This is a genomic window from Actinopolymorpha alba DSM 45243 (assembly GCF_000373925.1).
Lineage (GTDB): Bacteria > Actinomycetota > Actinomycetes > Propionibacteriales > Actinopolymorphaceae > Actinopolymorpha > Actinopolymorpha alba.
The window spans coordinates 1-21425 of record NZ_KB892769.1 but is presented as its reverse complement, the minus strand read 5'-3'; the positions used below and the strand labels follow the sequence as shown (position 1 = coordinate 21425).

The 21425-nt window shown below is 69.8% G+C and carries 19 protein-coding genes and 1 pseudogene; 18 read left to right on the top strand and 2 right to left on the bottom strand.

The features are described 5' to 3' along the window. Positions 1 to 3 precede the first annotated feature (3 nt). From B141_RS42340 to B141_RS0123680, 15 genes and pseudogenes are all read left to right on the top strand, one after another. Entirely contained in the window at positions 4 to 2493 is a 2490-nt protein-coding gene (locus B141_RS42340; protein WP_020577686.1) for a [protein-PII] uridylyltransferase, read from the top strand. 745 nt (positions 2494 to 3238) lie between these two features. Continuing rightward, on the top strand, positions 3239 to 3811 hold the full coding sequence (locus B141_RS0123740) for a hypothetical protein (RefSeq protein WP_020577685.1): 573 nt from the start codon (positions 3239 to 3241) through the stop codon (positions 3809 to 3811). A gap of 279 nt (positions 3812 to 4090) precedes the next feature. Next, entirely contained in the window at positions 4091 to 5683 is a 1593-nt protein-coding gene (ffh, locus tag B141_RS0123735) for a signal recognition particle protein (RefSeq protein ID WP_020577684.1), read from the top strand. Then, on the top strand, positions 5680 to 6780 hold the full coding sequence (locus B141_RS0123730; RefSeq protein ID WP_237742790.1) for an amidohydrolase family protein: 1101 nt from the start codon (positions 5680 to 5682) through the stop codon (positions 6778 to 6780). The genes ffh and B141_RS0123730 overlap by 4 nt, the downstream gene beginning before the upstream one ends. A 201-nt stretch (positions 6781 to 6981) precedes the next feature. After that, complete coding sequence (locus B141_RS51600; protein ID WP_237742789.1) at positions 6982 to 7299, top strand: hypothetical protein; 318 nt, start codon at positions 6982 to 6984, stop codon at positions 7297 to 7299. Then, a complete protein-coding gene (locus tag B141_RS42335; protein WP_237742788.1) occupies positions 7296 to 8546 on the top strand; it encodes a S10 family peptidase in 1251 nt (416 codons plus the stop codon). Before B141_RS51600 ends, B141_RS42335 begins: the two co-directional genes overlap by 4 nt. A gap of 129 nt (positions 8547 to 8675) precedes the next feature. Further along, on the top strand, positions 8676 to 9245 hold the full coding sequence (gene rpsP / locus B141_RS0123720; RefSeq protein WP_474775227.1) for a 30S ribosomal protein S16: 570 nt from the start codon (positions 8676 to 8678) through the stop codon (positions 9243 to 9245). A gap of 3 nt (positions 9246 to 9248) precedes the next feature. Then, positions 9249 to 9497 (top strand): RNA-binding protein, encoded by a 249-nt coding sequence (locus B141_RS0123715; protein ID WP_026257521.1) that lies wholly within the window; start codon positions 9249 to 9251, stop codon positions 9495 to 9497. 86 nt (positions 9498 to 9583) lie between these two features. Next, on the top strand, positions 9584 to 10099 hold the full coding sequence (gene rimM, locus B141_RS0123710; RefSeq protein ID WP_020577680.1) for a ribosome maturation factor RimM: 516 nt from the start codon (positions 9584 to 9586) through the stop codon (positions 10097 to 10099). Continuing rightward, positions 10096 to 10854, top strand: a complete 759-nt coding sequence (trmD, locus tag B141_RS0123705; protein WP_020577679.1) for a tRNA (guanosine(37)-N1)-methyltransferase TrmD — start codon at positions 10096 to 10098, stop codon at positions 10852 to 10854. Before rimM ends, trmD begins: the two co-directional genes overlap by 4 nt. Before the next feature lie 198 nt (positions 10855 to 11052). Continuing rightward, on the top strand, positions 11053 to 11412 hold the full coding sequence (gene rplS / locus B141_RS0123700) for a 50S ribosomal protein L19 (RefSeq protein WP_020577678.1): 360 nt from the start codon (positions 11053 to 11055) through the stop codon (positions 11410 to 11412). A gap of 23 nt (positions 11413 to 11435) precedes the next feature. Then, entirely contained in the window at positions 11436 to 12341 is a 906-nt protein-coding gene (lepB, locus tag B141_RS0123695; protein ID WP_202805886.1) for a signal peptidase I, read from the top strand. Between the two features lie 130 nt (positions 12342 to 12471). Beyond that, positions 12472 to 13113 (top strand): annotated as a pseudogene (locus B141_RS42330) (ribonuclease HII); the annotation flags it as partial. A gap of 161 nt (positions 13114 to 13274) precedes the next feature. Next, positions 13275 to 13604 carry a DUF2469 domain-containing protein gene (locus tag B141_RS0123685; RefSeq protein ID WP_020577675.1) on the top strand — a complete coding sequence of 110 codons (330 nt, stop codon included), beginning with the start codon at positions 13275 to 13277 and terminating at the stop codon, positions 13602 to 13604. After that, entirely contained in the window at positions 13604 to 14164 is a 561-nt protein-coding gene (locus tag B141_RS0123680) for an LURP-one-related family protein (protein ID WP_020577674.1), read from the top strand. The genes B141_RS0123685 and B141_RS0123680 overlap by 1 nt, the downstream gene beginning before the upstream one ends. 95 nt (positions 14165 to 14259) lie before the next feature. On the opposite strand, the gene araD is transcribed toward B141_RS0123680, so the two are convergent. Both araD and B141_RS0123670 read right to left on the bottom strand, forming a co-directional pair. Further along, entirely contained in the window at positions 14260 to 15984 is a 1725-nt protein-coding gene (araD, locus tag B141_RS0123675; RefSeq protein WP_020577673.1) for an L-arabinonate dehydratase, read from the bottom strand. Positions 15985 to 16017: 33 nt separating this feature from the next. Then, positions 16018 to 17673 (bottom strand): thiamine pyrophosphate-binding protein, encoded by a 1656-nt coding sequence (locus B141_RS0123670; RefSeq protein WP_020577672.1) that lies wholly within the window; start codon positions 17671 to 17673, stop codon positions 16018 to 16020. A 250-nt stretch (positions 17674 to 17923) separates the two neighbouring features. Here B141_RS0123670 and B141_RS0123665 point away from each other — a divergent pair, with 250 nt between their 5' ends. Genes B141_RS0123665 through dprA form a run of 3 tightly spaced genes read left to right on the top strand, consistent with a single transcriptional unit; the run spans position 17924 to position 21199 of the window. Beyond that, the gene (locus B141_RS0123665) at positions 17924 to 18280 is read left to right on the top strand and encodes a YraN family protein (RefSeq protein ID WP_020577671.1); all 357 of its coding nucleotides are present in this window, start codon (positions 17924 to 17926) and stop codon (positions 18278 to 18280) included. 1 nt (position 18281) lies between these two features. Next, positions 18282 to 20024, top strand: a complete 1743-nt coding sequence (locus B141_RS0123660) for a YifB family Mg chelatase-like AAA ATPase (protein WP_020577670.1) — start codon at positions 18282 to 18284, stop codon at positions 20022 to 20024. 2 nt (positions 20025 to 20026) lie between these two features. Further along, the gene (gene dprA / locus B141_RS0123655; protein WP_020577669.1) at positions 20027 to 21199 is read left to right on the top strand and encodes a DNA-processing protein DprA; all 1173 of its coding nucleotides are present in this window, start codon (positions 20027 to 20029) and stop codon (positions 21197 to 21199) included. The last annotated feature ends 226 nt before the right edge of the window (positions 21200 to 21425 follow it).

Genomic DNA, 21425 nt, shown 5'->3' with positions numbered 1-21425 from the left:
CGATTGACCTCGGCTTCGGCATCTGAGGCACCCCCGGTCCGCGAGCGGTTGACGGAGGTCAGCCGCTCGCGGGCTGCACGTACGCAGGCGGCCGACACCCGCCTGCGTACCCTCCTCACCGACGCCCTCACCGAGGTGGACGGCCCGGCCGGCGGCGTGTCCGTCGTCGCCCTCGGCGGCTACGGCAGGGGTGAGTTGTCAGCGGCCAGCGACCTCGACGTGCTTTTGCTGTACGACGACCGGTGCCCTGACGTCGGGGCAATCGCCGAACGCCTGTGGTATCCCCTGTGGGACGAACGCGTGGCCCTCGATCACAGCGTGCGCACCATCGAGGAGGCGCTGGCGGCGGCCGATGCCGATCTGCGGTCCGCGTTGTCCCTGCTGGACGCCCGCCATGTCGCGGGAGACGCCGCCCTCACGATTCGACTTCGTACGACACTGCTCGCGGCCTGGCGGCGCAGCGCCCGGCGCCGGCTCCCGGAGCTGGAGGAGAGCTGTCGCGAGCGGGCCGCCCGGGTCGGCGAGATCGCCTCCCTGCTCGAACCCGACCTGAAGGAAGCCCGCGGCGGCCTCCGGGACGGCGTGGTGCTGCGGGCGCTGGCGGCGACCTGGCTCGTGGAGGTCCCCCACGCCAACCTCGCGCGGGTACGCGAGGAACTCCTCGACGTCCGCGACGTCCTCCACGAAGCGGCGGGCCGGCGCCCGACCGACCGGCTGCTCGCGGAATTGCAACCCGACGTGGCACGCGGCTGCGGGCTCCCTGACCGGGACGCGCTCCTGCGCTACGTCTACCAACTCGGGCGCACGCTGAGCCACACCGGTGACATCGCCTGGCGACGCGCCGGACGAGCGCTCGCCGCCCGTTCCGGTCGACGCATCACCCGGGCCCGGCCACGACCGGGTCCGCTCCTCACCCCACTGGCGCCGGGCGTCGCCGCGGTCGACGGCGAGGTGGTGCTCGCGCCGGACGCGCGGTTGGGACGCGACCCGCTGCTGCCGTTGCGGGCGGCGTACGCGGCGGCCGACCGGGGGCTCCTGCTCGCGCCCCACACGGCGGATCGGCTCGCCCACGCCTTCGTGCCGCTCCCGAACCCATGGCCGGAAGAGGCGCGCCGGCTCTTCAGCGCGCTCCTGGGCACGGGCGGCGACCTGCGCCCGGTCTGGGAGACGTTGGACCAGGCCGGAGTCATCGACAAGCTGCTGCCCGAATGGCGGCGGGTGCGGTGTGCGCCGCAGTATTCCCCCGTCCACCGCCACACGGTCGACCGTCACCTGCTCGAGACGTGTGTGCGTGCGTCGACGCTCGTCCGCCGCGTCCACCGGCCAGACCTCCTGCTGGTCGCGGCGCTGTTGCACGACATCGGCAAGGGCGGCGACCGCGAGGGTGGCCCGGGCGGAGCCGGCGTCGCCGGTGGTGAGGCCGGCATTGGCGGTGAGGTTCGCGTTGGCGGTGAGGCTGGGAACGACCACAGCGCGGTGGGTGCCGCGATCGCTGAGCGGCTCGCCCCGAGTTGGGGGTTCAGCCCGGCGGACGTGGCCACCCTGACCGCGTTGGTCCGACATCACCTGCTGCTGGTCGAGACCGCCACCCGGCGCGACCTCGACGACCCCGAGACGATCAAGCAGGTCGCGTCGGTGGTCGAGAACGCCGACACCCTCGACCTGCTCGCCGCGCTGTCCGAGGCCGACGCACGAGCGACCGGTCCGGTGGCATGGACGCCCTGGCGGGCCGCGCTGCTGGCCCGTCTCGTGTCCCGGGTCCGCGGGCAGCTCGAACGCGGCCAAGTGCCCTTGCCGCGCCCGCTGCTGCCGTGGCAACGCCTGCTGGCGCAGCGCGGTGTGCCGGACGTCGTGGTGGAGGCCGATTCCGAGGACGCGTGGGGCGCGATCCGGATCACGGTGGTGGCGCCCGACCGGGTGGGCCTGCTCGCCACCGTCGCTGCGGTCCTGGCACTCGCCCGGCTCTCCGTCCAGTCGGCCTCGGTGGAGACGCTCGACGGCAGGGGCGTGTCGGTGTGGTCGGTCGTCGGTGACCCGCCGGACGCGACTGTCCTGCGGGAACGCCTGACGGCGGCGCTGGCCGGAGGTTCCGACGAACTCACGGAGCGGCTGGGCCGGATGGACGCGGCGTACGACCAACCCACCGGTCGGCGGACTCCCCGGCGCGGTGCGGGTCACCCAGCCGGCCCCGGCGCTGTCTCCGCTGCTGCCTCCGGGTCGGGATCGGCGCGGGTCCCGGCGGACCTGCGCGTGGTCAAGGACGCCTCGGCGGCGGCCACTGTCCTCGAGGTCCGGGCGCATGACCGGCCCGGCTTGTTTCACCGCATCTGTACGGCGGTGGCGGCTGCCGGGTGCTCGGTCCGGTCGGCGCATGTGAGCACCTGGGCGAGTGAGGCCGTCGACGTGTTCTACCTGACCGGCGCTGATGGCCGGCCGCTCACCGAGGACGCGGCCGCGCGGGTCCGTCGTTCGCTCCAGGCCGCGCTCGCCTGAGGATTCCGCTGATCTCGGTTTAGGCAGTCAACGCTTTACACCACCGTTGGAGCGAGTACGAAGTCTCGACACTCACTGTCGTCAATAGAGGCCCATACAAAACCGTCGTGTCGACGGATCGCCGCCCCTTGAACGGCGCGGTTCGTTCTCATGTGTGGGCGGTGCGTCTGCGAGTTGTTCGAAGAGGAAGTAGCAGATCTCGGCGGCCAGGTCTCCAACGCCTGGACCTGGACCGCCGCTGCACTGGCTGACCTGATAGGGAGTGGAGACTTTTCCGTGTGGGAGCACGGAAATGTCTCCACTCCTTGGCGTGAGCGTGCTTCGCGAGGAGATGCCGCGTGCGGTCGCGCCCGTCTCGAATGGCGTACACCCGATCGTTCCGAATACTGAGAAACCAGCGGGCAACCCCGAGTTGTCAGAGGAATCTCGGCTAAGAGACCGAGAAACCTATGACAACTCGACCAGGCCAAAGGGCATGTCTCATATCGTGGGCAGCTCTGAGGGGGCCTTGCGTCGAACCTCGAGTAGATGCCCGGTTCTCACGCGAAAGTGGGCAGCTGCTCAAGGTTCAACGAGCATGGGCGCCCCGGCCACCACATCGTCGCCAAGTCCCACGTCTGCCTCCGCTCGGGCCAGGGCACGGCAAGCTAATTGCTCTATGCTCCTCGCACCTAGGCGGCGTTCCGTCGGATATGGCCCTGCGGGGGGTTCTCGTCGAGGCGCAGGAAGTCAAGGGAGAGTGTCCATGGATGGACGGCTCAAGAAGCGTCTTGCGTGGCTGGGTGGTGGTATCGGCGGCCCGGTGCTCTTGGTGGCGGGCGGACTCGCGCAACTGGGTGCCGCGGACCTTAGGCAGGTGCGAGTCGATACCGGTGTCAGTCTGGAACGCGCGGTCGACGCCGTGGAAGCGGCCGGCGGCGAGATCACCGAGGTTGTTGTCACGGTGGACGGCCGTGAGGAGTCGGAGGAGTTGCATCACCTCGTACAGCCCGAAGAGGCAGGTCGCGTCACCGAAGCCGTCCGCGCGTCGTTCAACGCCGCGATCGACGATCAACTGACCGGGGAGATGACCAAGGAGCCGCCTCAGGTCGAACGCAAGGATCGGATCGACGCCGCGATCGCTGAGAACGGGGTGGGATCCGATCTGGCCGCAGACCTCCAAGAGGCCCAGCGTCGCGATGCGGATGGCGGCGCTGAGGGGCCCCGGCTGGACCCGGAGTTGGTCACGGCCGTGCGCGAAGACAGGTACACCGAGATCATCCTGAAGGTGCGTGGCGGCGACCTGGATGCACTCGATGCTGTCGGCACTGAGGACTGAACCTGTGCGGGTGCGAGGGTTGCTCGCGTCCATGGTGGCCATCGCATGCCCCGCCTGGCTCCGCACCATGCGAAGCGGGTAACGACCACGTAACTATGCGAAGGGGCGCAGGGCCACGCTAACGTGATCATTGCCCACGAGACGCGCGCAATACGGCATGCATCGTGGAGAATTGGCACGCTGCGTTCCGTAAACCGTCTGGCGGCGCGTCCGCGCCCAGGTGTCAGGCGGATACCCTGACCAGGACCCATCACGTCGAACGAGGACCAGACTGCCACCGTGTTCGCCACACTTCAGGACCGCCTCGAAGCAACGTTCAAGCGACTCCGCGGCAAGGGTCGGCTCACTGACGCCGACATCGACACCACCGCCCGCGAGATCCGGATCGCGCTGCTGGAGGCCGACGTTGCCCTGCCGGTGGTGCGTGACTTCATCGGGCAGGTCAAGGAGCGGGCTCGCGGCGCCGATGTGCACCAGGCGCTCAACCCGGCCGAGCAGGTCATCAAGATCGTCAACGAGGAGCTCATCAAGATCCTCGGCGGCGACACCCGGCGCCTGCGGTTCGCCAAGACGCCGCCGACCGTGATCCTGCTCGCCGGTCTGCAGGGTGCGGGTAAGACCACGCTGGCCGGCAAGCTCGGGCGCTGGCTGAAGGAGCAGGGTCACCAGCCTCTGCTCGTCGCCGCCGACCTGCAGCGCCCCAACGCCGTCCAGCAGCTCCAGGTGGTCGGTGAGCAGGCCGGGGTGGCGGTGTTCGCGCCCGAGCCGGGGACTGGCGTCGGCGACCCGGTGGACGTCTCGCGGCGCAGCATCGAGCACGCGCGCAGCAAGCTCTACGACGTCGTCATCGTCGACACGGCCGGCCGGCTCGGTATTGACGCCGACATGATGCGGCAGGCCGCCGACATCCGCGACGCCGTGAAGCCTGACGAGATCCTCTTCGTGGTCGACGCAATGATCGGTCAGGACGCGGTGACCACGGCGGAGGCGTTCCGCGACGGCGTGGGCTTCGACGGTGTCGTCCTGTCCAAGCTCGACGGCGACGCCCGCGGTGGTGCGGCGCTGTCGGTCCGGCACGTCACCGGCCGACCGGTGATGTTCGCCTCCAACGGCGAGAAGCTCGAGGACTTCGACGTCTTCCACCCCGACCGGATGGCGTCCCGGATCCTCGGCATGGGCGACGTGCTCACGCTCATCGAGCAGGCCGAGAAGGCGTTCGACGAAGACCAGGCGGCCAGGGTCGCCGAGAAGCTCAAGACCGAGCGCGGCTTCACCCTGGAGGACTTCCTCGCGCAGATGCAGGCGGTCCGCAAGATGGGGTCGCTGTCGAAGATCCTCGGGATGCTCCCGGGGCTTGGTGACATCCGCAACCAGGTCGACCAACTCGACGACCGCGAACTCGACCGGGTCGAGGCGATCATCCGCTCGATGACGCCGTCCGAGCGGGACGACCCGAAGATCATCAACGGTTCGCGTCGGTCGCGGATCGCGAACGGCTCGGGCGCCACGGTCACCGACGTCAACCTGCTCGTCGAGCGTTTCCTCGAAGCCCGCAAGATGATGAGCCAGCTCAGCCAGGGCAAGGGGATCCCCGGAATGCCTGGAATCCCGGGCATGGGTGCCATTGGTGGCCGTAAGGGCAAGAAGGGCCGCGGGGGCAAGAAACAGAAGGCCGGCCGTTCGGGCAATCCCGCCAAGCGGGCCCGCCAGGACGCCGTGACCGCTCAGTCCGCAGACGGGAGCGAGTCCGCCGTCCCCGAGGCGTTCGGCGGTGGCGACCTGCCTGATCTGCTCAAGGGCCAGGCCGACGTGCCCGAGGGGTTCGAGCTGCCGAAGGAGTTCCGCGACCTCCTGCCGAAAGACGGGAAGTGAGCGCGGCAGGAGCGCCTGGGCCGGCGCCCCTGCACGTCCGCGGCGTGGTGTTGCCTGAGGGTGACCATCGGGACCTGTACGTCGTCGACGGGCGGGTCACCTACGAGCGCGTCGCCGGGGCGGAGACGGTCGCCGTGGGGTACGTCGTTCCCGGCCTTGTCGACGCGCACTGCCACGTCGGCCTCGACGCCGACGGCGCGGTCCCGCCCGCTGTGCAGGAGGAGCAGGCGCTCGCCGACCGGGACGCCGGCACCCTGCTCATCCGGGACGCCGGCAGCGCCGCCGACACCCGCTGGATCGACGACCGTGCGGATCTTCCCCACATCATCCGGGCCGGCCGGCACGTCGCTCGTTCCAAGCGCTATATCCGTAACTACGGCGTCGAGATCGAGCCGCACGAACTCGTCGACACCGTGGCCGACCAGACGCGCCGGGGTGACGGGTGGGTCAAGCTGGTCGGCGACTGGATCGACCGGGACGCCGGTGACCTCACGCCCTGCTGGCCAGGTGACGCGCTCGCCGCGGCGATCGCGAAGGCGCACGAACTCGGCGCCCGGGTGACGGCCCACGTCTTTGGCGAGGAGGCGCTGCCCGACCTGCTGGCGGCGGGCATCGACTGCCTCGAACACGGCACCGGACTCTCACCCGAGCTGGTCGCGATCATGGCGGAGCGCCAGGTCGCGCTGGTTCCGACCCGGCGGCAGGTGGACAACTTCCCGCGGTACGCCGACCAGGGCGAGCCGAAGTTCCCGGCGTACGCGGTCCACATGCGGGAGCTGTATGGCCGGGTCGACGAGACGCTGCGTGCGGCGTACGCCGCGGGGGTGCCGATCTACGCCGGCACCGACGCGGGTGGAGTGCTGCCACACGGCCTGATCGCGACCGAGATCCGGATGCTCCATGAGCGCGTGGGGTTGTCGGCGTACGACGCGCTCGGTGCGGGGTCGTGGCGGGCGCGCGAGTGGCTCGGGCTCAACGCGGGTCTGCACGAGGGCGCACCAGCCGACTTCGTGGTGTACGCCGACAACCCGCTCGACAACCTCGGCGTTCTCGCGGCGCCGGCACGGATCGTGCTCCGGGGCGCTGTCGTCCGCTGACCTCGCCGACGCCGTGATCTCAATATCCGGGCGGCCTGGGTGTACGCGATGAGGGTTCGAAATTTGCCGTGTGAGGTGGGCATCTGCCACGTGAGGTCCGGCAGCAGGCGAGCGCGGCGGTGGCGAAGATCAAGATGGCCAGAGTGTGATCAGGGCAGGCCGCGGGTGGGTGGGTGGGTGGCGCGGCGCCAGGTTCGGAGCATGCCGACAGCGCCAAACCCGCACGGATCCGGCAGCGACGACAACAGCCCCCACAACGCCGGCCCCCACAACGGCAGCCCGAACGCCGGCTCCCAGAACGGCGGCGGCCGGAACGCCAACTCAACGCCGCCAGCGCCGGCTGACCACCTCGTCACCACCCGGCATACGTTGGCCACGCCCGTTGGCGAGTTCGCCTACACGGCTACGACCGGGCGGGTGGTCCTCCGCGAGGAGGTGCACACAGACGGCGCCTTCGACGGGCACCAGGCCAGAGCCGAGTTGTTCGTCACGGCCGCCTTCCAGCGACGCGCCCCGTGACGTTCGCGTTCAACGGCGGGCCGGGTTCTTCCAGCGTGTGGCTGCACCTCGGCCTGATGGGGCCGCGTCGGGTGCTGATGGGGGACGCGGGCGCGCTGCTTCCGCCGCCGTACGCGCTCGGCCCCAACCCCGAGAGCCTGCTCGAACACTCCGACCTGGTGTTCATCGACCCGGTTTCGACCGGTTACTCCCGGGTGGTCCAGAACGGCAAACCCGCCGACTACCACGGTTTCCGGGGTGACCTCGAGTCCGTCGGCGAGCTCATCCGCCTGTGGACCTCACGCAACGGCCGCTGGATGTCGCCGAAGTTCCTGGCGGGGGAGTCGTACGGCACGCTCCGCGCGGCGGCGCTGGCAGGTCATCTCCAGCAGCGGTACGGCCTGTACCTCAACGGCATCATGCTCATCTCGTCGGTGCTCGACATGGGGACGGTCCGGTTCGCCGACACGCACGATCTGCCGCATCCGTTGTTCTTGCCGACCTATGCCGCGATCGCCCATTATCACGGCCGGCACGGCGACCGCCCGCTCGACGACGTACTCCGGGAAGCGGAGGAATTCGCCAACCGGGACTACCCCTACGCCCTGGCACGGGGAGACCGGATGCCGGCCGAGGAGCGTGCCGAAACAGTGCGCCGGCTCGCCCGCGTGACCGGACTGTCAGAGGAGTACGTCGACCGGGTCGACCTGCGGCTCGAGCATCAGAGGTTCTTCCGGGAGTTGCTCCGCGACCGGCGACTCACCGTCGGGCGGCTCGACGGGCGGTTCACCGGTTTGGAGGCGGACGACGGCGGGGAGCACGGCACCTACGACCCGAGTTACGCCGCGATCCACGGGCGGTACACCGCGGCTCTCAACCACTACGTCCGGGTTGATCTGGGGTACGAGAACGACCTGCCGTACGAAATCCTCACCGACCGGGTCCGACCCTGGAGTTTCGAGGAGTTCGAGGGTCGGGAGGTGAGCGTCGCGCCGACCCTCGCCGAGGCGATGCGGCACAACCCGCACCTACAGATCCAGGTCGGATGCGGCTACTACGACGGCGCGACGCCGTACTTCGCCGCCGAGCACGCCCTGGCACACCTCTCCTTGCCGGCGGAACTCCGCGCCAACATCGAGATGTGCAATTACCACGCAGGTCACATGATGTACGTCCACGAGCCGAGCCGGCTCCAGCAGAGCGCTGACCTGGCCGGCTTCGTCCGCCGCGCCGCCTCCGGGTCAGCCTCCGCGTCAGCCACCGGGTGAGCCTCCGGCGGCTGACCGGGTGACGGGTCCACACCGTGTGCGAAACATCGGCGTGACGTCTGGCAGAATGGTCGACCGAGTCCGCCGGTCGCGAGCCCTCTCACCCGTGGCCGGTCGGGTCCCTGCGAGATGTCGGCGCCGCTCCCCACGTGGCGTGCGTCAGCTCACCCCTCATGCCACAGAGCATTCACCAAGGGAGACACCACACCCGTGGCCGTCAAGATCAGGCTGAAGCGCATGGGCAAGATCCGTGCGCCCCACTACCGGATCGTCGTCGCTGACTCTCGGACCAAGCGCGACGGTAAGACGATCGAGCAGATCGGTAAGTACCACCCCAAGAGTGACCCGAGCTTCATCGAGGTCAACTCCGAGCGCGTGCAGCACTGGCTGTCCGTGGGGGCGCAGCCCACCGAGCCCGTCGTCGCCATCCTGAAGCGCACCGGCGACTGGCAGAAGTTCAAGGGCGAGCCGGCTCCCGCCGAGCCGCTGCGGGTGCTCGCCCCGAAGGCCGAGAAGCGCGCCCTCTATGACGAGGCGCTGCGTGACGCGCACTCCGGGCCCCAGAGCGAGGCTGTCAGCCAGAAGAAGTCCCGCAAGCCCAAGGCCGAGGAGAAGCCGGCCGCGGATGAGAAGGGCGCGGAGCAGGCGGAGTCCAAGGACGCCGCCGAGACCGCGGACGCGGCGCAGGGCGAGGGCTGAGTGATGTTCGCCGAGGCTTTGGAGCATGTGGTTCGCGGCATCGTCGCGCACCCGGATGATGTCCGGGTGACGACCCGGGAGCTTCGGCGCGGTCGGACGTACGAAGTACGCGTGCACCCCGACGACTTCGGTCGAGTGATCGGACGTCGGGGTCGCACCGCCCACGCGATCCGTACTGTCATTGGCGCCCTCGACAACGGCCGCAGCCCCCGCATCGACTTCGTCGAGGCCCGCGGCCGATCCGGTCGCTGATCCATCGGCGACGTCGTCCGGTCGAGGGCGTCCTGGATCGACGTGATGCGTGCAGGGCCGGAACTACACTGCGGAGGCTGGCCTCGATGGAGTTGATCGTTGGCAAAGTCGGCCGCGCGCACGGCCTTCGTGGCGAGGTCACGGTCGACGTACGCACCGACGCGCCCGATGAGCGGCTCGCCCCCGGGGCGGAGTTCGCCACTGACGCGGGGACGTTGACGATCGAGTCCACCCACTGGCACGGCGCCCGCCTCCTCGTGAGGTTCGAGGGGATCGCGGACCGTGCCGCTGCCGAAGGCATCCGCGGTGTCTTTCTGGTGGTCGACGTTCCAGACGACGAGCGGCCCGAAGATCCGGACGAGTTCTACGACCACCAGTTGGTCGGGCTCGCGGTCGAAACCGTCTCGGGCGCACCGGTCGGTGCCGTCGCCGAGGTGCTGCACCTCCCGATGCAGGAGGTGCTGGCGGTCCGCGCCGAGAGCGGTGAGGAGATCCTCGTCCCGTTCGTCGCGGCGGTGGTTCCGGAGGTTGATCTCGACGGGCGGCGGCTCGTCATCAACCCACCGCCCGGCCTCCTCGAGTCCGAGGGTGGCGCCACGTGAGGCTGGACGTCATCTCGATCTTTCCCGACTATCTCGCGCCGCTCCGGCTCTCCCTGGTCGGGAAGGCGGTCGAGGCAAGCACGCTCGACCTGCGGGTCCACGACCTGCGCACCTGGACGCACGACCGGCACCGCACCGTCGACGACACGCCGTACGGCGGCGGCGCCGGGATGGTGATGCGGCCCGAGCCCTGGGGTGAGGCTTTGGACGCGCTGGCGCCCGAGGAGGGCCCGCAACCCCGCCTTGTCGTTCCCACGCCCGCGGGCACACCCTTCACGCAGGGCCTCGCGGAGGAACTTGCCGCCGAACCCTGGCTGGTGTTCGCCTGCGGCCGGTACGAAGGGATCGACCACCGGGTCGTCGAGTACGCCGCCCGCCGGATGCGGGTCGACGAGGTGTCCATCGGTGACTACGTACTCGCCGGCGGCGAGGTGGCGGTCCTGGTGATCGTCGAGGCGGTGGCCCGGCTGCTTCCTGGCGTACTCGGCAATCCCGAGTCGCTGGTCGAGGAGTCCCACAGTGCCGGCCTCCTGGAGTACCCCGTCTACACGAAACCGTCGAACTGGCGGGATCTCGACGTACCCCCGGTCCTTCTGTCAGGCCACCACGGCCAGATCGCGCGCTGGCGCCGGGACGAGGCGCTCCGGCGGACGATTCGTCGGCGGCCCGACCTGCTGCGACGACTTCTCGCGGAGGCGTTGGACGCCCATGACCGCGAGGTGCTGGGCGCTGAGGGCTGGTCTGATCAGGGGTGAGGTCCCGCGGGTCGACCGTGGCGGCCGATGTCCGGGTTCCCGTGTTCGTATGTCACACTTGGGCGCTGATGCTGTGCGGATCACCGCCAGCCGCATTCCTGCCATAGGGGGAATGCCCGGGTTCGATGGTCTGCCCGGCAAGCGTGACGAGTTGCCCACTGCTACCAGTGGTGACCTGTGGCACCACGAGGAGAGATCATGACTTCGCTCGATGCCGTCGATGCCGCTTCCCTGCGTTCCGACGTTCCGGGGTTCCAGGCAGGCGACACCCTCAAGGTGCATGTGAAGGTCGTCGAGGGCAACCGCACCCGGGTCCAGGTGTTCCAGGGTGTCTGCATCCGGCGTTCCGGCTCCGGGATCAAGGAAACGTTCACCGTCCGCAAGGTCAGCTTCGGCGTCGGCGTCGAGCGGACCTTCCCCCTGCACACCCCGGTGATCGAGAAGATCGAGGTCGCCACCCGCGGTGACGTCCGGCGCGCCAAGCTCTACTACGTCCGCGGTCTGCGCGGTAAGGCCGCCAAGATCAAGGAGAAGCGCGAGTCCACGCCCGCGCGCTGACCCTGCCCGCTAGGCTCGATCAGGTGGACGAGCGGGAGATCGCGACTAATCGCGAGACAGTCTCGGAGAGGACGCCGACGTTGGGGTCGAACGATGAGTCCGGCAAGGACGACTCTGCCCGGCGATCTGGCAAGGAACGCTCGTTCTGGCGGGAGTTGCCGGTTCTCGTCATCCTCGCGCTGGGGTTGGCGCTCCTCATCAAGACGTTCCTGATCCAGGCGTTCTACATCCCGTCGGAGTCGATGGAGAACACCCTCGTCCCGGGGGATCGCGTCCTGGTCAACAAGCTCTCCTACCGGCTCGGTGAGATCGAGCGCGGAGACGTGATCGTGTTCAACGGCGCGGACTCCTGGGAGAGCGAAGTCACCATCCCCGAGCCGGAGGGCGCCCCCCAGCGCTTCCTCCAGCAGGTCGGCGAGCTGTTCGGGTTCACCACGGTCGGCGAGAAGGACTTCATCAAGCGGGTCATCGGCCTGCCTGGCGATCGTGTGGTGTGCTGCGACAAGCAGGACCGCATCACGGTCAACGGCAAGCCGCTGGAGGAGTCGACCTACCTCTACGCCGGTGACGCGCCGTCGCTGACGCCGTTCGACATCAAGGTCGCACCCGATCGAGTCTGGGTGATGGGTGACCACCGCTCGGCGTCCGCAGACTCCCGCTCCCATCTCGGTGACCCAGGTGGCGGCACCATCCCGACCGACCACGTGTTGGGTCGTGCTTTCGTGGTGGTGTGGCCGCTCGACCGGATGGCGCTTCTCAACCGCCCGGCCGCATACGCCGAGGCGGGCCTGGCCAGTCAGATCATCGGTCCTGTGTCCGGTGCGGCCACGGGAGCCGTGCCGGTGCTCGCGGCGGCCGGGGTGGTCTTCCCGATCGCGGGCCTGCGTCGCCACGTCCTACGCCGCCGGCGCGACCGACCTCGCGGGTAGCAAGGGCCGGATCGGCGCGGCGGGTGGTCGCCCGGGTGAGGGTCCGGAGTCAGCGGTCGGCGCCACGGATCGAAGGCCCAGAATGAGGGGGTGGCCGCGCGCCGGGTAGGTGGCCAGGGAGGTCTGATCGATGCGTGCATCGCGTCGGGTGGTGGTCCGGCGGGACTCGGGCCTGTACGCCTACGAGCGGGCGCTCCGGAGAGGCGGGCTCACTCCCGTCGCGGGTGTTGACGAGGCCGGCCGTGGGGCGTGCGCGGGCCCGCTGGTGTCCGCCGCGGTGATCCTGCCCGAGGGGCGCCGGGGTGAGATACCCGGCCTGGCTGACTCCAAGCTGCTCACCGCCAAAGCGCGGGAACGCTGCTACGCCGAGGTGGTCCGTCGGGCGCTGGCCTGGTCGGTCGTCGTTGTACCCCCGGCCGAATGCGACCGACTCGGGATGCATCGGGTCAATATCGAGGCCTTGCGCCGGGCACTCTTCCAACTCGACACCCTCCCGTCCTACGTCCTGACCGACGGATTTCCGGTGGACGGCCTCGGCACGCCGGGCCTGGCGGTGTGGAAGGGCGACCGGGTGGTCGCCTGCATCGCGGCGGCGTCCGTGATCGCCAAGGTGACCCGCGACCGGATCATGGCGGAGCTGCACGAGCGGTATCCAGCGTACGATTTCGCCACCCACAAGGGGTACTGCACGGCCGATCACCAAGCGGCCCTTGATCGCCACGGACCGTGTCCAGAACACCGTCTACGCTGGGTCAACGTCCTGCGAGCGGCCGGAGCCGAGGGACCACGACCGTCCCAGGTTCCTGTCGGTCCCATGGGCGAGAATGGACCGGAGGCGACGGCCGTCGCCGACGAAGCCGATCGACCCACAGACAACGAGGACCTGGTGAGTGTGACCACGGGGAGCCTGCCTCGAGGAGGGGAGCGCAGCGGATGAGCGCCGAAGACCTCGAGAAGTACGAAACCGAGATGGAGCTGCAGCTCTACCGGGAGTACCGCGACGTCGTAGGCATCTTCAAGTACGTCGTCGAGACCGACCGGCGTTTCTATCTCGCCAACCACGTCGACCTCAAGGTGCGCAGTGAGGGCGGCGAGACCTACTTCGAGGTGACCATGTCAGACGCCTGGGTGTGGGATATGTACCGTCCCGCCAGGTTCGTCAAGAACGTCAAGGTTGTGACGTTCAAGGACGTCAACGTCGAGGAGCTTGCCAAGAGCGACTTCGAGCTGCCCAAGGACGACGACACCTTCGGGAGCCGCTGATGGACTTCGCCGCGCTGCAGAGTCAGCAGCATCTCGAGGTCCGCCAGCGAATCACTTTCATGGTCAACCGCTACGAGATCTGGGCCGGTGGGCAGCGAGTGGCGCTGGCTCAGCAGAAGCGGATGGCCTTCAAGGAGCAGGTGACGCTGTACGCCGACGAGCAACGCACCCTCCCGCTTTTCGGCTTCAAGGCGCGTTCGGTCGTCGACCTCGGCGCGACCTACGACGTGACGACCGCGGACGGCAACCCGATCGGGTGGTTCCGCAAGGACTTCGGGCAGTCGCTGCTGCGGACCACCTGGCACATCGGCCAGCCCGGCCTTGGCGAGTGCAGCGGCCAGGAGCGGAGCATGCCCGTCGCGATCCTGCGCCGGGTGCTCGACTCCTTCCCGTGGCCCTACCACTTCGACTTCAGCACCGCCGACGGGCGACCGGTGATGTCGGTGGAGCGCCGGCTCGGGCTGCGCGACCACTACGACGTGACCGTCCATGACCCGGCGATCGATCGGCGACTCGTCTGCGCGATGGCGGTCGGTCTGGACGCGCTACAGGCGCGCTAGGCCCGCACCGCGACACTGGCCCCGCGGGCTTGCCGGTTCGCGGGGCGCGGTGGTTCGCGGGGCGCGGTGGTTCGCGAGGTTCGGTGCCCGGCGGTTCAGCGGCTCTCTGGTTCGGTGACCTCGTCGTGGCGTGCCAGGACGTCGAAGTCGCATCCCTCGTCGGCCTGCGTGATGTGCGAGAGGTACAACGCGCCGTAGCCGCGACTGTACGCCGGTGCCGGCGGTGTCCAGCTCTGCCTCCGGGTTTCGAGCTCGGCGGGTGACAGCTCGACGTCGAGCCGACGCGCGGCCACGTCGAGCGTCACCAGGTCACCGTCGCGGAGCAGGGCGAGCGGACCTCCCACGTGGGATTCGGGCGCCACGTGAAGCACGCAGGCGCCGTAGCTCGTCCCGCTCATCCGCGCGTCCGAGATCCGCAGCATGTCGCGTACGCCCTGTTTCAGCAGCCGGTCAGGAATCGGCAGCATGCCGTACTCCGGCATCCCTGGGCCGCCCTTGGGGCCGGCGCCCCGCAGGACCAGCACGGTGTCGGGCGTGATCGGGAGCCGCTCGTCGTTGATCCGCCGCTGTAGGTCCTGGTAGCCGTCGAAGACGACCACCGGGCCCGTGTGCCGGTGGAAGCGGCGTTCGGCGGCCGCGTGCTTGATGACCGCGCCGCCGGGGGCGAGGTTGCCGCGCAACACCGCGAGCCCGCCCTCGGGCCAGACCGGTTTGTCGAGCGGGCGGATCACGTCGTCGTCGAAGACCTCGGCACCCGCGAGCACATCCCTGAGCTGCCTGCCGGTCACGGTGGGCCGGTCCAGATGGAGGACGTCGCGGAGGCGGGCAAGGAGGGCACGCAGACCGCCCGCGTAGTAGAAGTCCTCCATCAGATGGGCGCCGGTCGGGCGCAGGTTGGCGAGGACGGGTACCTGCCGGGAGAGCGCGTCGAAGTCGTCCAGTGTCAACCGCACCTTGCTACGGGCAGCCATCGCGATCAGGTGGATGACGGCGTTGGTGGATCCGCCGAGGGCAAGGACCGTCGCGACGGCGTCGTGGTAGGCGCGTTCGTCGAGGATGTGGGACGGGCGGCGGTCGTTCCACACCATCTCGACGATCTGGCGTCCACTGGCCGCCGCCATCCGGGCGTGCGTGGAGTCCGCGGCTGGGATCGATGCCGCACCGGGCAGTGTCATGCCGAGCGCCTCGGCAGCTGAGGTCATCGTCGACGCCGTACCCATCGTCATGCAGTGGCCGGGCGATCGCGCGATGCCCTCCTCGATCTCGGCCCATTCCTCCTCGCCGATCACGCCGGCGCGCTTCTCGTCCCAGTACTTCCAGACGTCGCTCCCGCTCCCCAGCACCTGACCGCGCCAGTTGCCGCGCAGCATGGGGCCGGCCGGTACGAAGATCGCGGGTACGTCCATGCTGATCGCGCCCATCAGCAACGCGGGCGTGGTTTTGTCGCAGCCGCCCAGCAGGACGGCGCCGTCGATGGGGTAGGAGCGGAGCAACTCTTCGGTCTCCATCGCCAGCAGGTTGCGATAGAGCATGGTGCTCGGCTTCTGGAACGGTTCCGACAGCGACATCGCCGGCAACTCGACCGGATAGCCGCCGGCCTGCCAGACGCCCCGCTTCACCTCCTCGGCGCGCTGCCGCAGGTGGGTGTGGCACGGGTTGATCTCGCTCCAGGTGTTGATCACACCGATCACGGGCTTACCGAGGTGCTCCTCAGCGGCGATGCCCATCTGGCGGGTACGCGAGCGGTGGCCGAAGGCGCGGAGCCCTGGGTCGCCGTACCACCGGTGGCTGCGGAGTTCGTCAGGGCGCTTGCGGGCCAAGGGATTCCCCTTCCGGTGTGGGACGCGGCATGGTCACAGCAGTTGGGAGAGTCGGCGTTCGGGGGCGATGACGTCCGGGTCGGTGCGCACGTCGACGACGCAGGGACGCGTGCTCCGCAAGGCCGTTCGGAGCGCGTCCTCGATGTCGGCCGGGTCGTCGAGGACGATGCCCTTAGCGCCAAGGCCCTCCGCCCATCGCGCGAGGTCGAGCCGGCCGATGTCGACGGCGGCAAGGCGGCCTTGCCTTAGTGCCTGGTGCATCGCGATCGTGCCGTACATGCCGTTCTGGAAGGCCACCACCACGATGGGCGCGTCGTACCGCACCGCGGTCTCGATCTCCTGTCCGGTCATGAGGATCCCGCCGTCTCCGACCAGAGCGACCACGCTCTGGTGCGGCCGGGCGAGCTTGGCGGCCACCGCTGCCGGCACCGCGTAGCCCATCGCGCCGTTGCACGGGCCGAGCAGGCGGTGCGACGTACGAAACCGCCAGTAGCGATGCAGGAAGGCCGCGAAGTTGCCGGCGTCGTTGGTGAGGATCACGTCGTCGGGAGCCAGCCGGCGCAACGCGGTGACGACATCGGCCGGATGGATGCCGTTCGCGCCGTGGTTGGTCGGGGGAACGGCGTACGCCACCGCGGCCTGGTGGTAGCGATCCCAGGACCGCGTCGTGGGAGCGTTCCCAGCAACCACGTCCTTGCCTGCCAGCCTGTCAAGGACGCGTTGCGGGTCGACGTCGAGGACGGTGGTCGGGCCGTCGTGCCTGGGAGACGGAAGTCCCCGGCCGACGATGACCAGGTGCTGTCCGGGTAGCGGATAACGGAAGTCCTGCGAGGTGATCGCGTCGAGGCGGGTACCCAGAAGCACCACCAGGTCGGCGTCGTCGAGGCCGCGCCGGATGCGATCGGGAACGCCGAGCCCGAGATGGCCGAGGAAGTGCGGGTGATCTTCGTCGACGCTGTCCTGGCGCCGGAAGGCCACGTAGACGCCGAAGCCGCACCGCTCGGAGGCCTGGCATAACGCCGTCCGGCCGATCCGGTCGCCCGGCCCGGCGATGGCGACGGGGTGGCGAGCCCGCGCGATCAGCCGGGCGAGTTCGCGGGCGGCCTGGTCCACCGTGCCCGCGGGTGAGGGCGGGTGCGTGCTGAACGGCGGGATCGAGGCGATCGGCGGCGGCTCACCGTCGTACGGCTGGGACCAGAAGTCGGTCGGGACGCTCAGGATGGCGGGGCCGGGCCGGGATCCGACAGCGCGGGCGTACGCCTCGACGGTGAGGGCGGGTACGTCGGCGGCGTCGACGGCCTCGCGAGACCATCGGCTGATCGGTGCACAGAAGTCCGCGAGGTCCACCTCCTGGAACGCCTCGCGGCCGCGTACGTTCGACTCCACCTGTCCGAGGATCGCGATCAGCCCGGTCTGGTCCTGGTCGGCGGTGTGGAGCCCGATCGCCAGGTTGGCGGCGCCCGGGCCCCGGCTCGCCAACGCGAGGGCCGGCCGGCCCGTGAGCTTGCCCTCGGCCTCCGCCATGAACGCCGCACCGCTCTCGTGCCGGGTCGATACGAGGCGGATGCGTGGCTCGGCCTGGAGTTCGTCGAGCAGCGGAAGGAAGGACTCGCCGGGGACGGTGTAGGCGGTGCGTACCCCCGCGTCGGCGAGAAGGCGTACGACAGTCCTCGCGACGGTTTCCGTCATGCGCCTCTCTTCCGCTTGGCATACCGACGAAAGCGACGTCCGGGGACGGGCCGGAACGCGGGCTGGCACATCCGGTCCGCGGCGCCGAACGCACTGCTCATACCCGTATATCAGGCAGCCTCGGGTGGGACGGCCAATGCCAGGTTTTTGTCCACAGTCGGCAGATCGGCTGACTTCGTCCACAGGCTGACCCGGCACGCCGTCACCGCATGCCCGCCTGGCCCAAGGTGGGTGGCGGAGGTGATCACCTGTGCGGGCGAAAGACCTGATCGGTCGCCACGGCGAGGAGTTGGCGGTCCGTCATCTGCAGGCGTGTGGATTTGTCGTGCTGGCACGCAACTGGCGATGCGAACTCGGCGAGATCGACATCGTCGCCCGAGACGGCGACGTCCTGGTCGTGTGCGAGGTGAAGACCCGCACCGGCCTGGGCTTCGGCTCGCCGCTGGAGGCGGTGACCTGGGAGAAGGCCGCCCGGCTCCGCCGGCTCGCCGCGCGGTGGCTGGCCGAGCACGAGCTCCGGCCAGGTGGCGTACGGATCGACGTCATCGGCGTGTTGCACAAGGGTTCGGCGCCGGCTGTCGTCGACCACGTGCGAGGGGTGGAGTGACATGGCGTTGGCGCGAGCACGCTCGGTGGCGCTGGTCGGTGTCGAGGGCCACCTTGTCGAGGTCGAAGCACACATCGGCAACGGCCTCCCGGGGTTCAGCCTGGTTGGCCTGCCCGACGCCGCACTGGCCGAAGCCCGGTCACGCGTTCGTGCGGCGGTCGCCAACTCCGCCCACGACTGGCCTCAACGCAAACTGACCGTCGCTCTGTCACCGGCGACCCTGCCCAAGGCCGGTGCCCACTTCGACCTCGCGATCGCCGTCGCCGTGCTCGGTGCCGCGGGGGTGGTGTCGCAGGGTGCCGTCGATGGAGTGGTGTTCCTGGGTGAGCTGGGGCTCGACGGGCGCGTGAAGGCGGTGCGGGGTGCGCTGCCGTCGGTGCTTGCGGCCTCGATGGCGGGGTGCCGGAGGTTCATCGTTCCGGAAACCAACATGGGCGAGGCCAGGTTGGTGGAGGACGTCGAGGTCTTCGGAGTCCGGACCCTGCGTCAGGTGGTGTCGATCCTGCGCGGGGAGGAGGTGCCTGACGAGCCGCCGTACGCCCGAGCCGAGGTGACGGCCGACGACGATGCTGGGGTCCTGCCGCGCTCAGACCGACTCGGCGCCCTTGACCTGGCGGAGGTGCTGGGCCAGACCGCGGCGCGTCGAGCGGTCGAGGTGGCGGCGGCGGGTGGACACCATCTGTTTCTCTCGGGCCCACCCGGCGCCGGCAAGACCATGCTGGCCGAGCGGATGCCCGGCCTGCTGCCAGACCTACCTCCGGTGGAGGCGCTGGAGGTCACGGCCATCCATTCGGTCGCCGGCCTGCTGCCGGCCGACGCGCCGCTTGTCGTGCGTCCGCCGTACTGCGATCCTCATCATTCGGCATCCCTGCCGGCCCTGGTGGGCGGGGGTTCCCGGATCGCCCGGCCCGGTGCTGTGTCGCTGGCACACCGGGGCATTCTCTTCCTTGACGAGGCACCAGAGTTCCGGCCCGCCGTTCTCGACGCTCTCCGCCAACCGCTCGAGCACGGCGAGGTCGTCATCGCCCGGTCGGCCGGCACGGCGCGCTTCCCGGCCAGGTTCCAGCTGGTGCTGGCCGCCAATCCGTGCCCATGCGGCCGGGCGTACGGCAAGGGCATCTACTGCACGTGCTCCTCGCAGGCCAGGGCGCGTTACCAGCAACGGCTCTCCGGACCGATCCGCGACCGGATCGACATCCTGCAGTTGGTGGAGCCGGTCGCCAGGGCGGAGATGATGGCCGACCAGCGGCTGATAGAGTCGACCGCCGTCGTCGCGGATCGGGTGCGGAAGGCTCGGGAGCGCCAGGCGGACCGGTTCCGGGGCACGCCGTGGACGCTCAATGCTCACGTGCCCGGCTACATCCTGCGCCGGCGCTGGCCGCCAGACCCGGGCGCGATGCCTGTCGTCGAGGGGCACCTGTCGTCCGGTTGGATCACCGCGCGCGGTGCGGATCGGGTGTTGCGCATCGCCTGGACGCTCGCGGACCTGGCTGGTCGGGATCGGCCAGGTCGGCACGACCTCTTCACCGCGTTGACGATGCGCCTTGGCCATGAGCCCGCCGGCGCCCGCGCGCCCGCTGGCGGGCGAGGCGGAAGGTCGAGCCGAGTGGTGGGTGATGACCCGGCCGGCAGCGCGTCCGCAAGGAAGGCGGGGCGGCTCGATGGGGCGCGCCGAAGCGGTGGGCGTGGACCGACCGCGTCGCGGGTCACCTCGCTTGATGAACGCCGTGAAAGGACGGACTGAGCATGGTGTCCGACGCCGAACGACTGGCCCGGGCCGCGCTCGCCCGACTCGGCGAGCCGGGCGATCTCGTCCTTGCCCGCTTCGTCAATGAGCACGGAGCCGAGGCGACCCTCGAGGCGATCGTCTCGGGACACTTCCCCGGGCGCGCCCTTGACGACTACCAAACGCGGCTCGCGGCGAATGACCCCGAGCGGGACCTCGCGGTCGCTGACCGGGCCGGTGCACGGCTGGTGTGTCCGGGCGATCCGGAGTGGCCGGAAAGCCTGGACCTGCTGGCAACGGCGGGGGCGGTCGATCAGCGCGGCGGGCCCCCGCTCGCGCTGTGGGTTCGTGGGACCGCCGACCTACGCCAGGTCACCCTGCGCTCGTGCGCGGTGGTCGGGGCTCGTGCGGCAAGCCAGTATGGCCTCTACGTTGCCGCCGAGCTGTCCTCCGGACTGGCTGATCGGGACGTTGTGGTGGTTTCCGGCGGGGCCTTCGGGATCGACGCGTCCGCACACAGGGGCGCGTTGGCTGCTGGTGGCCAGACGGTGGCCGTCCTCGCGTCAGGAGTCGACGTTCCTTATCCCCGTGCCCACGAGCAGCTGTTCCGGTGGATCGCGGAGGACGGGCTCGTGGTCAGTGAGGCGCCGCCCGGCTCCACACCCAGACGGCCGCGGTTCCTCATTCGCAACCGGCTTATCGCCGCGCTCACGCTGGGCACGGTGGTGGTGGAGGCGGCACTGCGCAGTGGCGCCCTCAACACTGCCGCCTGGGCGGAGCGCTGCCATCGGGAGGTCATGGGTGTCCCCGGTCCGGTGACCTCGACCACCTCCGCGGGCGTCCACCGTATGGTCCGCGAAGGCGCGGCCGTCCTGGTGACCGACGCGGACGAGATCGTCGAGCACATCGGCCGGATCGGTGAAGACCTCGCGCCCCGCAAGGCTGGGGAGGAGCGCTCCCGGGATGCGTTGGACCCGCGCTCCCGGCAGGTCCTGGAAGCGGTGCCGGTGCTCCGGGCCGGAGGCGTGGCGCGCATCGCCGAGGTCGCGGGCGTCGCAGCCGACGACGTACTCGGCATCCTCGGTCACCTCCTCCTGCTCGGCTACGTCGAGCGGCAGGGAAACGGTTGGCGGCTCTCGCCGGAGGAGCGAGCCCGTCGGCGTCACGCCTCGACCGCGGCCCGGGGCGGATAGCGCAAGCCCGCCGGCGTCACGCCTGCTATCCACCGCCGTGGCGGATTGCGGGCGCCTTCGGTAAGCCGACTGGGATCCCCGGCGGCGTGGGTGGCTTGCCATCCCCTGACCGATGAGCCACGGTCGAGGGAATGAGCGAGCGGAGCGAGCGAATCAATCAACGCAGCGTCTGGAGTGCCTCATGCGCGCCCGGAGCGAAGCGAGGACGCGCATGAGCGAGCGGAGC